This is a genomic window from Variovorax sp. Soil_C_26 (assembly GCF_057657075.1).
Window position 1 is genome coordinate 93,791 of sequence record NZ_JBDGJC010000007.1, and the last position, 13,638, is coordinate 107,428.

Below are 13,638 nucleotides of genomic sequence, written 5' to 3' on the forward strand. Positions count from 1 at the left end.
GCTGCTGGCGCCGATGCTGCTGTCAGGCACCGTGGCACTTCTTGTATTTCTTGCCGCTGCCGCAGGGACAGGGATCGTTGCGGCCCGGCTCGGCCTCCTTGCGGACCGTCTGGACCTTCGGGCCCAGGCTCTTCCAGAGCTGGCGCAGGTCGTACACGGCCCAGATGGCAGCGCCGAAGTCGTCGAGCCGCTGCTGGCTCACGCTGGGCGGGCCGTCGTCGCTGTACATCGAGACCGTGGGCTTGGCGGTGTCGTTCTCGGTCAGCGCGACGATGTTGTCGAGCGCATCGTCGAGCATCTGTGCGGCTTCCTTGTCGCGCGGCGCGGCCCAGTCCTCGGGCCAGTTCTCGACCGCGTACATGAAGCCGAGCGCCCAGACCTGGGCGAACGAGGGGATCTCCTCGCCCTCGACCTCGGCGCGCTCTTCCTCGGGCAGCGAGGCGATGGCGCCGCGGGTGTCGAGCACCTCGGGCTGCCAGCTGCGCTCGTCGTCGAGCGACTGCACGTCGGCGTCGAGCCCTTCTTCGATCTCGCGCCAGCGGCGCTTCCAGTTCCAGACGAACTCCATGTGCTGGGCCGGAACGAAGCCGTCGCCGAGCAGCACCGGCCAGTATTCGGCCGGCTCGATCGCGCGGCGGGTGCAGATCAGCGCGGCCATGAAGCCTTCGCAGAATTCCCACTGTGGGATTTCGTCGTCGTGCTCGCGCATGGCGTCGAGCGCCTGGTCGAGCACATCGAAGTCGTCGGGGCCCAAGGGTTGCTGGGCGGGGGCGGGGGTCGGGGGGATGATGTCGGGGGAAGTGGTCATGGCAGGTCCGAGGCAGGCCTCTATGATGCAGCAGGCCGGCAGACCTCACTTTTCCACGCCCACGATGATTCCTTTCCCGACGCGCTTTACCGCCTTCGCCCTGTGCGTGGCCGGGCTCGCCGCCAGCCTGGCCGCGGTGCTCGTCGCGCCGCATCTCTGGGGCGCCTGGCTTGCGCTCGTGGTCTTCGCGGTGCTCGCCGCGACCGGCGTGCACGACCTGCGCCAGACCCGCCACGCGATCCTGCGCAACTATCCCGTCATCGGCCACCTGCGCTTCCTGCTCGAATTCATCCGGCCCGAGATGCGGCAGTACTTCATCGAGAGCGACTCCGAGGCGGCGCCGTTCTCGCGCGCCCAGCGCTCGCTGGTCTACCAGCGCGCCAAGGGCGAGCCCGACAACCGGCCGTTCGGCACGCAGCTCAATGTGACCATCGCGGGCTACGAGTGGATCAACCACTCGATGCAACCGACGAAGCTCGACGACCACGACTTCCGCATCGTGATCGGCAACGCCTCGGCATCGGCCGGCCAGGCCGGGCATCCCTGCACCCAGCCCTACAGCGCGAGCGTGTTCAACATCTCGGCCATGAGCTTCGGCGCGCTGTCGGCCAATGCCATCCTCGCGCTCAATCAGGGCGCGAAGATGGGCGGCTTTGCGCACGACACGGGCGAGGGCTCGATCTCGCAGCACCACCGCGTGCACGGCGGCGACCTGATCTGGGAGATCGGCTCGGGCTACTTCGGCTGCCGCAACGACGACGGCACCTTCAATGCCGAGCGCTTCAGCGCCAATGCGCGCGATCCGCAAGTGAAGATGATCGAGATCAAGCTGAGCCAGGGCGCCAAGCCCGGCCACGGCGGGGTGCTGCCGGCGCCCAAGGTCACGCCCGAGATCGCGGCCGCGCGCGGCGTGCGCGTGGGTGTCGACTGCATCTCGCCGTCGTCGCACAGCGCCTTCGACACGCCGACCGGGATGATGCATTTCATCGCCGAGCTGCGCGCGCTGTCGGGCGGCAAGCCCGTGGGCTTCAAGTTCTGCCTCGGCCATCCGTGGGAATGGTTCGCGATCGTCAAGGCGATGCAGGCGACCGGCATCACGCCCGACTTCATCGTGGTGGACGGCGCCGAAGGCGGCACCGGCGCTGCGCCGGTGGAGTTCAGCGACCATGTGGGCGCGCCGCTGCAGGAGGGCCTGCTGCTGGTGCACAACACGCTCGTCGGCGTGAACCTGCGCCACCACATCAAGATCGGCTGCGCGGGCAAGGTGATCACCGCCTTCGACCTCGCGCGCATGATGGCGCTGGGCGCCGACTGGTGCAATGCGGGCCGCGGCTTCATGATGGCGCTCGGCTGCATCCAGGCGCAGAGCTGCCACACCGGCCACTGCCCCACGGGCGTGACCACGCAGGACCCGGTGCGCCAGCAGGCGCTGGTGGTGCCCGCCAAGGCCGAGCGCGTGCGCAACTTCCACCGCAGCACGCTGCATGCGCTGCAGGAACTCGTGCAGGCCGCGGGCCTCGACCATCCGCAGCAGATCACCGCGCACCACATCGTGCGGCGCATCTCCGACACCGAAGTGCGCCTGCTGAGCAACCTGATCATGCAGGTGCAGCCGGGCGCCCTGCTCGGTGCGCTCGACGGGCAGCACAACGTGTTCCGCACCTACTGGCCGCTGGCCAGCGCCGAGAGCTTCCAGCCGCTGACGCAGGCGCCGCCGCAGGCTGCGGCGCAGAACCTCGCCATGGCCGCATGACGCCTTTGCAACAGCAGCCGTCCGTGCCAGGGCCAGGCGACTACGACAGCTTCCTGCGCCTCACTCTGGCCCGGCAGCAGAAGAACGTGGCGAGCCACCGCCTGGGCAGCGAACGCGTCTGGATCAAGAAGGCCGGCCCGCGCCACGGCAAGTGGGGCTACCGCGTGATGGCGGCGGTGGCGCGGCTGGCCGGGCTCGACATCCTCAAGCCGGTGCCCAACCCGGGCGGCGCGGCGGCCATCGCCACCGAGGCACGGCGGCTGCGGCAGTTGGCCGCGGCGGGCCTGCGCGTGCCGCGCGTGCTGGCCGAGCAGCCCGAGGGCCTGCTGATCTCCGACCTCGGCGAAAGCGGCCGTGGCACGGTGGTGCTGCAGGAGCGGCTCGATCAGGCGGCCGCGGCGGGGCCCGCGGCACTGCTCGCCGTGTGGCGCGAGGGGCTCGCCGCGATCGCGCAGGTGCATCTGCGCGGACAGCACCTGAGCCAGGCCTTCGACCGCAACCTCGTGCTCTGCCCCGACGGCGTGATCGGCTACATCGATTTCGAGGACGATCCGTCGGAGGTCATGACGCTGGCCGAATGCCAGGCCCGCGACTGGCTCAGTTACCTGCATTCCACGGCCATGATGCTCGAGGCCGCGGCGCCCGAAGCCGCGGGCCAGCACTGGCAGGCCGCGCTCGCCGAGGTCGGCGGCGAGGTGCGCGTGCGCATCGCCGAGGCGGCGCGGCGCATGAAATGGGCCCAGAAGCTGCCCGCCAGCCGCCGCTGGGGACGCGACACCCAGCGCGTGCGCGCGGTGGCGCGGCTGCTGGGGCGCTGGTACCTTGCCGCTTAGGCGTGCAGTGCCGAGCGCACCGCCACGCCGCGCAACGCAAGCCGCTTCTTCATCGACAGCACCGCGCGGTCCTTGCTGAGCAGCAGCGCGCCGTGCGCCACAGCCAGGTCGATGAAGACCTGGTCGTCGGGGTCGCTGCAGACGCAGGGTGCGCGCGGCGGAAGGACGTCGACGTGGCGCACGCGTGCATCGAAATCCGCGAGCACGGCCTGCACTTCGAGCCCGCGCTGCAGCATGCGCCGCGCGACCAGCGGGTAGCCGAGCACGCGTTCGAGCTCGACGCGCATGGCCGCCGTCGCGAGCCAGCACAGCTCGCCCGCGGCCAGCGCGGTGGCGAGCGGAGCGATGTCGGGGTTCTCGAACACCAGCAGGTCGAGCGCGATGTTGGTGTCGATCACCACCAACGCGCCGGCTTCCGCCGAAGGGGCGGGGTGTTGGCTGCCAGCAGTCACGCTACGCGGGCTTGCGCGCCGAGCCGGCCACCATGTCGAAGCGGAACAGCCGGCACTCGATGGGGCCGTTCCACATCGGCACGCGGCGCGACTCCTTCAGGCGCATGCGCTTGGGCAGCTTGAGGTCGGGCGTGAGCACCCAGGCGGTCCAGCCGGCGTAGTTCTTCTTCCAGTGCGAGGCGAGCTGCGGAAAGAACTCGCCGCCATCGCCTTCCTCGGTGCCGTCCTCACCGCCGGTCTGCGCCGCTTCGCGCGCGCCGAAGCGCGCCACCCCACCCACCTCGATGCGCTCGCCGTAGGGCGGGTTGAGCATGATCACGCCGCCCTCGGCCGGTGGCATGCGCTGCAGCGCATCGCCGCCGCGGAACTCGATCGCCTCGGCCACGCCGGCACGCTCGGCATTGCGCTCGGAAAAGTCGACCATGCGGTGCGACACGTCGGAGCCGAAGATTGCGACCTCGCGCGGCTTCGCGGCCGCTTCCGCCTCGCTCTTGAGCGCATTCCAGACATGGGCCTGGAACGGCAGCAGCTTCTCGAAGCCGAAGCGCCGCAGCCAGCCGGCCGGAATGCCGCGCGCGATCTGTGCCGCCTCGATGGCGATGGTGCCGCTGCCGCAGCACGGGTCGTAGAGCGGCTCGGCGGCGACCTCGCCGGTCTCGGGGTTCCACCAGCCGCTGGCGGCCAGCATGGCCGCGGCCAGCGTCTCCTTGAGCGGCGCGTCGCCCTTGTCCTGGCGCCAGCCGCGCTTGAACAGCGGCTCGCCCGAGGTGTCGATGTAGAGCGTGCAGGTGTCGGTGGTCAGGTGCGCGAACACGCGGCAATCGGGCCACTGGGTCTCGATGCTCGGGCGCACGCCGGCCGCCTTGGCGCGGAAGCGGTCGGCGATCGCGTCCTTGATGCGCAGGGTGGCGAAGTTCAGGCTCTGCAGCGGGCTGTGCTGCGCGGTTGTCTCGATCTTGAAGGTCTGCTTCGGCGTGAACCAGATCTCCCAGGCCACGCCGCTCGCGATGGCATAGAGGTCGTTCTCGCTGCGGTACGGCGCCTGCACGAGTTCGACCAGCACGCGCTGCGCCAGCCGGCTGTGCAGGTTGAGCCGCAGCGCGTCGCGCCATTCGGCGCGCACCCGCACGCCGCCGCGCAGCATGAGCAGGTCGTCGCCGGCGCGGCCGGTCAGTGCATGCACTTCGGCCGCGAGGAATTCCTCGACGCCGGCGGCGCAAGGCAGGAAAAGGGAAAGATCGTTCACTGGAGCGCCTTTGTCTTCTACAGCGCCTTGCGCAGGTTGGCCGGCGCGATGCGCAGGGCCTCGCGGTACTTGGCCACGGTGCGCCGCGCGCATTCGATGCCCTGCTCCTTGAGCATCTCGGAAATCTGGCTGTCGGACAGCGGCTTCTTCACGCTCTCGGAACTCACGAACTGCTTGATCAGCGCGCGCACCGCGGTGCTCGACGCATTGCCACCGGTCTCGGTGCCGAGCGCCGAGCCGAAGAAGTACTTGAGCTCCACGGTGCCGAATGGCGTGGACATGTACTTGGCGGTGGTCACGCGCGAGATGGTCGACTCGTGCAGGCCCAGCTCGTCGGCGATCTCGCGCAGCACCAGCGGACGCATTGCCAGCTCGCCATGCACGAAGAAGCTCTTCTGCCGCTCGACGATCGCGTTCGACACGCGCAGGATGGTGTCGAAGCGCTGCTGGATGTTCTTGATGAACCAGCGCGCCTCCTGCAGCCGCTGCGACAGCGCCTGGCTGCCCTCGCCCTTGTGCGACTTGAGGGCGCCGGCATAGATGTCGTGCACGCGCAGCCGGGGCATCACCTCGGGGTTGAGCATGACGCGGAACTTGGCGTTGGTGCCGCGGCCGACCTTGGTGACGATGACGTCTGGAATGACGATGTTGCGCTCGACGTCGACGAAGCGGCGCCCCGGCTTGGGCTCGAGCCGCGAGATGACCTGCAGCGCCGAGCGCACGAGTTCCTCGCTGCTGCGCGTGAGCGTGGCGAGCCGCTTGAAGTCGCGCCGGGCGAGCAGCTCGAGCGGCTGCTTGCAGATGGCGAGCGCGGTCTTGCGCACGAGCGCCTGCTGCTCGGTCTCGCGCTCGCTCGCCATGGCACGCAGCTGGATGCTCAGGCATTCGCCAAGATCGCGCGCGCCGACGCCCGTGGGCTCCAGGCTCTGCAGCAGGCCGAGTGCGACCTGGAAGTGATGCACCAGCTCGTCGAACTGGTCGTTGTCGTCGCCGGCAAGTCCCGAGGCCAGCGACGGCAGCGAGTCTTCGAGGTAGCCGTCGTCGTTGAGCGACTCGATCAGGAAGCGCAGCGCCGCGCAGTCGTTCTCGTTGAGCCGCAGGCTCAGGGCCTGGCGGTGCAGGAACGACTGCAGTGATTCCTGGCTGCGCGCGAGTTCGGTGGCGTCGGGGCGCTCGTCGTCGCTGAGGTTGTTCTTGCGCGCGGGTGCATCGCCACCCCACTCGCTGTCGTCGGGCGCCATGTCGACGGTGCCGTCGCCTTCCCAGTCGGGCTCGCGCTCGGCAACCTCGGCGGCAGGGCCGTCGGTGTCGGTGGCCGGTGCCGTGCTCTCGGCCGGCGCCGTGGCGGCCGCACTGGCGGCGGGTGCCGCGGTGAACTCGCCCTCGCCCGCCTCGGCAAACTCGTCGCGCGGCACCGGCGTGTCGATCGCGTCGAGGCCGAATTCCTCGCGCGCCGCTTCTTCGGCCGTGCGTTCGAGAAAAGGGTTCTCGTCGAGCATCTGCTCGACCTCCTGGCTCAGTTCGAGCGTGGAAAGCTGGAGCAGCCGGATCGACTGCTGCAGCTGAGGCGTGAGCGCCAGGTGCTGCGAAACGCGAAGGGACAGCCCTTGCTTCATGGAGACCGGCCCCTCCCTTACATCCGGAAGTGCTCGCCGAGGTACACCCTGCGTACTTCGGCGTTGTCGACGATCTCCGCGGGTGTGCCTTGTGCCAGCACATGCCCGTCGCTGATGATGAAAGCGTGGTCGCAGATGCCCAGCGTCTCGCGCACGTTGTGGTCGGTGATGAGCACGCCGATGCCGCGCTCCTTGAGGAAGCTGATGATCCGCTGGATCTCGATCACCGCGATCGGGTCGATGCCGGCGAAGGGCTCGTCGAGCAGGATGAAGCGCGGCTGCGTGGCGAGCGCACGGGCGATCTCGACCCGGCGCCGCTCGCCGCCCGAGAGCGCGAGCGCGGGCGAGTCGCGCAGGTGGTCCACTCGCAGGTCGGCCAGCAGGGCCGAGAGGCGCTCTTCGGTGCGCTGCTTCGACAGCGGAGCGGGCTTGCCGTTGGCGTCGGGCTCGCGCTGGAGCTCGAGCACGGCGCGCACGTTCTCCTCGACGCTGAGCTTGCGGAAGATCGAGGCTTCCTGCGGCAGGTAGCTCAGGCCCATGCGCGCGCGCCGGTGGATCGGCATGTGGGCGATGGGTTCGCCGTCGATGGAGATCTCGCCCGCATCGGCGCGCACCAGGCCCACGATCATGTAGAACGAGGTGGTCTTGCCGGCGCCGTTCGGTCCGAGCAGACCGACGACCTCGCCCTTCTGCACCTCGAGCGACACGTCTTTGACGACCTTGCGGCTGCCGTAGCTCTTCTGCAGGCCACGCACCACGAGACGGCTGCCGGGCGCCGCTTCGGCGGCCTGGGTTCCAGCGGTTTCCGTCACTTACTTGCGCCCTTCGCCGTCGAGGGTGGTGGACGAGCGCAGGCCGGTGCCGCGGGCAGGCTGCGGCGCCGTGGGTGCGCCGGGCGCGGGCGCCGTGGCCGACTTCGGCGTCAGGATGGTCCGCACGCGGCCGCCCGACGACGCGTTGACGGCGGTGTTCGGCGGCACGGTGGAGCCATTGACGGTGTAGGTGTCGTTGCTCTGGTCGTAGACGATCAACGCGCCCTGGCTCTCGTCGTTGGGCGTTGCACCGACCAGCCGGCGCATCACCGCATTCCGGATGAACTTGACGTTGTCGGCGCGGCTGTCGTATTCGATCACCTCGGCCTCGCCCTCGATCCACTCGTTGGGCGCATTGCGCTTCTGCTTGTAGTACGCCCGCTTGCCGGGCGCCGCCGTGACCACGCCGTACTGGTAGCCCTCGGCGTCCTGGCGCACGTCGATGCGCGCGCCGCGGATGATGATCGTGCCCTTCGTGACCACCACGTTGCCCGTGAACACGCTGGTCTGCTTGAGGTCGTCGTAGCGCATCGCGTCCGACTCGATGTTCATCGGCTTGGTGCGATCGGCGGTTTCAGCCTGCGCACCCGCGGCGAGGCCAGCCAGCAGCAGCACGCCCGCGGCCAGCCGGCCGAGGCGACGAAGAAGGGGTGTGGTGTGGGGGTAGGAGTGCAATGTCATAGAGGCACGAAACTTGCTCTGCATTGTATGGCCGGATGGCGCCGACCTCGCGCGCAGCGATGAAAAAGCCCGCGGGTGCGGGCTTGGCATTGGATCGGGAACGCAGCGCCTGCGCGGGAGCAGGGCTCAGCCCTTCTTCGCTTCGCCGACCAGGTATTCGGCGACCTGCAGCGCCCGCGTCATGTTGCCGGCGGTCTCGCCGTCCACATACCAGCGCCCGCCGACGGCCAGCGCCGGCACGCCGGCCACGCGGTAGGCGTCGGTCAGTTGCGCGGCGCGCTTCGCCTTGCTGGCCACGCCGAACGAGGTGAACACTTCCTTGAACTTGGCGCCGTCGATGCCGTTGGCCGACACCCAGGCAACGATGTTGGCATCGCCGGTGAGGTTCTGGCGCTGGCGGTGGATCGCGGTGAAGATCTTCGGCTGGAACTCTTCCACCTTGCCAAGCGCCTCGAGCGCGTAGTACAGGCGCTGCTTGGCTTCGACGTCGTTGCCGACGAAAGGCACCGGCACGCGACGGAAGGCCACTTCCTTCGGCGCCTTCTTGAGCCAGGCCTCGAGGTGCGGCTCGAAGTCGCTGCAGTGCGGGCAGTTGTACGAGAAGAACTCGACCACCTCGACCTTGCCCGCCGGCGCGTCGACCGGCACGCGCTTGTCGAGCACGAGGTACTCCTTGCCGGCCTTCGGTGCCATCGCCTGGGCATGCGCGGCGTTTCCGGCCAGCGAAAGGAGGCCGAGCGAACTGGCGGCCAGCGAAAAGTCACGACGTTTCATGAAAGGGTTCTCCTGTGGTACGGCTGTACTGAGCCTGCATGCGGCGGGGAGTTCCCTCGCCGGCCGCGCGCCTGGGCGTGAATGGTGCCGGCGAATGGCGCGCGGCGGAGCTTAAGGGCTATTCGTGACGGGCGCGCGGGGCTTCTCAGCGCTGGACGCGCACGAGCGCGGATTCGAGGCCGCCGCCGTCGAGCCGCTCCTTGAGGCGGTCGGCGTCGTCCTTCTTGCTGAACGGGCCCGCGCGCACGCGGTAGACCGTGCGGCCCGCCTGTTCGCGCTCGGTGACCCGGGCCTCGACGCCCATCAGCGAGAGCTTGGCGCGCTGCGCCTCGGCATCGTCGTTGGTGCGGAAGGCGCCGGCTTGCACGAAGTACATGAACGGATCCGCGCCCGGGGTGCTGCTGCTGCTGCTCGGCGCTGCCGAGGCGACGGTCGTGCTGCTGTTGCTGCTGCCGCCGCCGGCGCGTGCGCGGGCCAGGTCGCCGAGCGGATCGTTCGACGGCGGCAGTGCGTTGGCCTCGGCCGGCAGCGGTGCCGGGCGCACAGGCCTCGGCGCCACCACCACGGGCACCGGCGGTGCGGGCGGGGCGGCACCGGGCGCCACCGCGGCGTTGTTCTCGCCGCCAGCCGGCGCCACCGGACCGCTGGCGGCCGGGGGCTTGGGCGCCGAGCCTGCCTTGCCGGCCAGCGGCGCGTTCGGGTCCCAGTCGCGGTTCTTGCGCGCCTCGGCTTCGTCCTGCTCGGCACCGCCGCGCTGCGTCTTGGTCACGAACGGAATCGGCACCTTGGTCACGTAGACCGCAATGCCGAGCGCCACGCCGAGCCCGAGCACCAGGCCGACGATCAGCCCGATGACGATGTTGCCGCGGTGTCTGTTTCTCTTCTTCTGCTTCATGGTGAGGGAGTTACATCTTGCTCGGCGCACTGACGCCGAGAATCGCGAGGCCATTGTGCAGCACCTGCGCGCAGGCCTTGACGAGCGCAAGCCGCGCCAGCCGGACCGGCTCGTCGTCGACCAGGATGCGCTCGGCGTCGTAGTAGCTGTGGTAGCTGGCGGCCAGTTCGCGCAGGTAGAAAGTGACGTCGTGCGGCGCGAAATCCTTCGCCGCGGCCGCGAGCATGGCGGGGTACTTGGCCAGCTGCAGCATCAGCGCCTGGGCCGCCGGGCTTTCGAGCGGCGACAGGTCGACATCCGCGAGCGTGGCCGCATCGCCGCCCCAGGCCGCCAGCACCGAGTGGATGCGCGCATGCGCGTACTGCACGTAGTACACCGGGTTGTCGTTGTTCTTCGCCACGGCCAGGTCGACGTCGAAGGTGTATTCGGTGTCGGGCTTGCGGCTCAGGAGGAAGAAGCGCACCGCGTCGGTGCTGGTCCACTCGATCAGGTCGCGCAGGGTGACGTAGCTGCCAGCGCGCTTGCTGATCTTGACCTCTTCGCCGCCCTTCATGACGCGCACCATGGTGTGCAGCACGTAGTCGGGGTAGCCCTCGGGAATGCCCACGCCCGCGGCCTGCAGGCCCGCGCGCACGCGGGCGATCGTGCCGTGGTGGTCGGTGCCCTGGATGTTGATGACCTTGTGGAAGCCTCGCTCCCACTTGGCGATGTGGTAGGCGACGTCGGGCACGAAATACGTGTACGTGCCGTCCTGCTTTCGCATCACGCGGTCCTTGTCGTCGCCATAGTCGGTCGACTTCAGCCAGAGCGCGCCGTCCTGCTCGTAGGTCTTGCCGGCGGCCACGAGTTTTTGCACCGCGTCCTCGACGCGGCCGCTCGTGTAGAGGCTCGATTCGAGGTAATAGTTGTCGAAGCGCACGCGGAAGGCCTGCAGGTCGAGGTCCTGCTCGCGGCGCAGGTAGGCCACCGCGAACTCGCGGATCGAGTCCAGGTCGTCGATGTTGCCGCTGGCGGTGTATTCGCGATCGTCGGACTTGACGGTCTTCTTCTCTTTGAAGTCTTCGGCGATGTCGGCGATGTAGTCGCCGTTGTAGGCGGGCGCCTTTTCGCCGCTCGGCCATTCCGCATCGCCGGGCTTGAAGCCGCGCGCGCGCAACTGCGTGCTGTGGGCGAGCGTCTGGATCTGCACGCCGGCGTCGTTGTAATAGAACTCGCGCCAGACCGTTTCGCCCTGCGAGGCGCGCAGGTTGCAGATCGCGTCGCCAAGCGCGGCCTGCCGGCCGTGCCCCACGTGCAGCGGCCCGGTCGGGTTGGCCGAAACGAACTCGACCAGCACGCGCTCGCCGGTCGCCGGCTGCCGGCCGAAGGCTTCGCCCGCGGCCAGCACCTCGCGCACGATCTGCTGCTTGGCGGCGGTCTTGAGGCGGATGTTGAGGAAACCGGGGCCGGCGATCTCGATCGCTTCGACCCACTGGCCGAAGATCGGCGTGGCGAGCAGTGCCGCGCTGAGTTCTTCAGCCAGTTCGCGGGGCTTGCGCGCTAGCGGTTTGGCAAGCTGCATCGCAGCCGTGGAGGCGAAATCGCCATGGGCCGCCACCTTGGGCGACTCGAAAGCGGCCTTGGCGCCGGCGCCGGGCGAGAGTGATTCGAGCGTGTTCGCGAGCGCCGCGAGCAGCTCCTGTTTGACCAATAGCATCGCGGGATTTTACCGGGGGCAAACCCGGACCCGGGTGACATTCGTCATCCAATTGATACCTACTCCCGTTAGGATGGCCGGCCCCCGGGTCGGGGCGCCTGCCGCAACACCATTCAAAAGGACGTACCCCATCATGAAGAAGCTCATTTCCCTGGTCGCCTCCGCTGCTGTGCTCGGCGCCTGCCTCTCCTTCGGCGCCGCCGCCCACGCCCAAGACAAGGCCGCCACGCCGGCCATGCCCGCCGCCACCGCGCCGGCCGCTGGCGCGAACTGCGAAGCCAAGGCCGTGGACAAGAACGGCAAGGCCCTTGCGGGTGCCGCCAAGAACAGCTTCGTCAAGAAGTGCGAGAAGGATGCGCAGGCTGCCGCCGCGCCCGCCTGCGCCGCGAAGGCGGTCGACAAGAACGGCAAGGCCCTCGCCGGCGCCGCCAAGAACAGCTTCATGAAGAAGTGCGAGGCCGACGCGAAGGGTTGACCACCCCCGTCCCTCGCTCACTGCGTGTAGCTCGACTCCCCCCTCGAGGGGGCAACACCAGCGGCCCGGCAAAGCCGGTTCCGCGGTGTTCCCCGGCTTCTCTGCCGCTACGCGGCAGCTACTTGCCGAAACCGCGCGCGAGGAACACGGCGACCAGCGGGATCAGCGCGATCAGGTGCGCCTGCACCATCACCAGCTTGCGGGTCTTGCGCACCTCGGCCTCGGCCGGCAGCGTTCCGCTGGCGCGCAGCGTCTTGCGCCAGCGCAGGTAGGTCAAGGTCGGAAAGATCGACAGCACGCCGACGACGATGAACAGGCTGAGCTTCACGTGCAGCAGCGGGTTGGTCCAGTACCAGGCGGTGCCCTTCACGCCCCACCAGGTGCGCGCGATGCCGGTGGCGAGCACCGTGATCGAGGCGATGCCGTAGACCATGTCGACGCGCGCGAGCCGTTCGACCACGGCGGCGTTGAGCCACTCGATGCGGCACAGCGCCGCTTCGCTCGAAATGAAGACGACCATCGTGAGGATGGCCAGCAGGTGCACGTAGGCGAGGATGGCTTCGAGGGTCATCGTGGCTTTCTTCTTTTCTTCGTCGTGGTTGCGGGATGTGTTTGCAAAAAATGCGAGCGGATTGTGCCGCGAGTCCGCGGGCTCAGCGCCTTCCGCCCCAGAATTCGGGCCGCCCGTACTGCTCCTTGAGGAAATCCAGCCACAGCCGCACGCGCAGCGGCAGGTGCTTGGTGCCGGTGAAGACGGCGTAGATGCCGTTCGGCGGCGCGGCGAACTCGTCGAGCAGCGGCACCAGCAGGCCGGCATCGATCTCGGCCTCGACTTCCCAAGTGCTGCGCCACGCAATGCCGTGGCCCGCGAGGCACCAGTCGTGCAGGACCTGGCCGTCGGAGCAGTCGAGCGGGCCTTCGGGCCGCAGGTGGATCAGCTCCTCGCCGCCGCCTTCGGTGGCGACGCGAAACGCCCAGCCGCGCGTCTGCGAAGCGTCGCTGGACAGCGCGAGGCAGGCGAAGCGCGACAGCTCGCTCGGGTGGTTCGGCTTGCCGTGGCGGCGCACGAACTCGGGCGTCGCGACACAGCGGCGGCGGTTGTCGGCCAGCCGCACGCTCACGAGCGACGAGTCGGGCATGTCGCCCACGCGCACCGCGCAGTCGAAGCTCTCGCCGCGCACGTCGACCACGCGGTCGCTGAGGTTCAGCGAGATGGTCACCTCGGGGTGCAGCGCATGGAAGCGCGGCACCAGCGGCGCGACGTGGCGCCGCCCGAAGCCCGCCGGCGCGGTGATGCGCAGGTGGCCGCTGGCCTTGACGCCGCCGGCGCTGACGCTGGCCTCGGCATTGGCAAACTCGGTCAGCAGGCGTTGGCAATCTTCGAGGAAGGCGCTGCCCTCGTGCGTGAGCGTGATGCGCCGCGTGGTGCGCACCACGAGCTTGACGCCCAGCCGCGCCTCGAGCGCATCGAGCCGCCGGCCGATGATGGCGGGCGCCACGCCCTCGGCCTTGGCCGCGGCCGTGAGACCGCCGCGGGTCGCCACCGAGACGAAGGATTCGAGTTGCTTCAGGCGGTCCATGGCGAGCGAACTATATC

14 protein-coding genes are annotated in these 13,638 nt (G+C 69.2%); 3 read left to right on the forward strand and 11 right to left on the reverse strand.

The window, feature by feature from the left end; genetic code table 11:
* Positions 1 to 22: 22 nt before the first annotated feature.
* Positions 23 to 808: a UPF0149 family protein gene (locus AC3A6G_RS20085; protein WP_487861309.1), complete on the reverse strand. Its 786-nt coding sequence runs from the start codon at positions 806 to 808 to the stop codon at positions 23 to 25.
* A gap of 25 nt (positions 809 to 833) precedes the next feature.
* Between AC3A6G_RS20085 and AC3A6G_RS20090 the strand changes: the two genes are divergently transcribed.
* Positions 834 to 2,561 carry an FMN-binding glutamate synthase family protein gene (locus tag AC3A6G_RS20090; RefSeq protein ID WP_487861387.1) on the forward strand — a complete coding sequence of 576 codons (1,728 nt, stop codon included), beginning with the start codon at positions 834 to 836 and terminating at the stop codon, positions 2,559 to 2,561.
* Complete coding sequence (locus AC3A6G_RS20095) at positions 2,558 to 3,394, forward strand: BUD32 family EKC/KEOPS complex subunit (RefSeq protein ID WP_487861308.1); 837 nt, start codon at positions 2,558 to 2,560, stop codon at positions 3,392 to 3,394. The genes AC3A6G_RS20090 and AC3A6G_RS20095 overlap by 4 nt, the downstream gene beginning before the upstream one ends.
* On the opposite strand, the gene AC3A6G_RS20100 is transcribed toward AC3A6G_RS20095, so the two are convergent.
* The 8 genes from AC3A6G_RS20100 to argS form a co-directional block, all read right to left on the reverse strand.
* A complete protein-coding gene (locus AC3A6G_RS20100; protein ID WP_487861307.1) occupies positions 3,391 to 3,846 on the reverse strand; it encodes a PIN domain-containing protein in 456 nt (151 codons plus the stop codon). The genes AC3A6G_RS20095 and AC3A6G_RS20100 overlap by 4 nt on opposite strands.
* A 1-nt stretch (position 3,847) precedes the next feature.
* Positions 3,848 to 5,092 carry a THUMP domain-containing class I SAM-dependent RNA methyltransferase gene (locus AC3A6G_RS20105; RefSeq protein WP_487861306.1) on the reverse strand — a complete coding sequence of 415 codons (1,245 nt, stop codon included), beginning with the start codon at positions 5,090 to 5,092 and terminating at the stop codon, positions 3,848 to 3,850.
* Between the two features lie 17 nt (positions 5,093 to 5,109).
* A complete protein-coding gene (locus AC3A6G_RS20110) occupies positions 5,110 to 6,708 on the reverse strand; it encodes an RNA polymerase factor sigma-54 (RefSeq protein ID WP_487861305.1) in 1,599 nt (532 codons plus the stop codon).
* 17 nt (positions 6,709 to 6,725) lie between these two features.
* Positions 6,726 to 7,520, reverse strand: coding sequence for an LPS export ABC transporter ATP-binding protein (gene lptB / locus AC3A6G_RS20115; protein WP_487861304.1), 795 nt, complete (start codon positions 7,518 to 7,520; stop codon positions 6,726 to 6,728).
* The gene (lptA, locus tag AC3A6G_RS20120) at positions 7,521 to 8,201 is read right to left on the reverse strand and encodes a lipopolysaccharide transport periplasmic protein LptA (protein ID WP_487861303.1); all 681 of its coding nucleotides are present in this window, start codon (positions 8,199 to 8,201) and stop codon (positions 7,521 to 7,523) included.
* A gap of 126 nt (positions 8,202 to 8,327) precedes the next feature.
* On the reverse strand, positions 8,328 to 8,975 hold the full coding sequence (locus AC3A6G_RS20125) for a thiol:disulfide interchange protein DsbA/DsbL (RefSeq protein ID WP_487861302.1): 648 nt from the start codon (positions 8,973 to 8,975) through the stop codon (positions 8,328 to 8,330).
* A gap of 145 nt (positions 8,976 to 9,120) precedes the next feature.
* Positions 9,121 to 9,870, reverse strand: a complete 750-nt coding sequence (locus AC3A6G_RS20130; protein ID WP_487861301.1) for an SPOR domain-containing protein — start codon at positions 9,868 to 9,870, stop codon at positions 9,121 to 9,123.
* Positions 9,871 to 9,880: 10 nt separating this feature from the next.
* Complete coding sequence (gene argS / locus AC3A6G_RS20135; protein ID WP_487861300.1) at positions 9,881 to 11,566, reverse strand: arginine--tRNA ligase; 1,686 nt, start codon at positions 11,564 to 11,566, stop codon at positions 9,881 to 9,883.
* Between the two features lie 133 nt (positions 11,567 to 11,699).
* On the opposite strand from argS, the gene AC3A6G_RS20140 reads away from it, so the two are divergent.
* Complete coding sequence (locus tag AC3A6G_RS20140) at positions 11,700 to 12,041, forward strand: hypothetical protein (RefSeq protein WP_487874402.1); 342 nt, start codon at positions 11,700 to 11,702, stop codon at positions 12,039 to 12,041.
* 118 nt (positions 12,042 to 12,159) lie between these two features.
* Here AC3A6G_RS20140 and AC3A6G_RS20145 read toward each other — a convergent pair whose 3' ends face one another.
* Positions 12,160 to 12,612 (reverse strand): DUF2214 family protein, encoded by a 453-nt coding sequence (locus AC3A6G_RS20145; protein ID WP_487861298.1) that lies wholly within the window; start codon positions 12,610 to 12,612, stop codon positions 12,160 to 12,162.
* An 82-nt stretch (positions 12,613 to 12,694) separates the two neighbouring features.
* Entirely contained in the window at positions 12,695 to 13,621 is a 927-nt protein-coding gene (locus tag AC3A6G_RS20150; protein ID WP_487861297.1) for a LysR family transcriptional regulator, read from the reverse strand.
* Between the last annotated feature and the right edge of the window lie 17 nt (positions 13,622 to 13,638).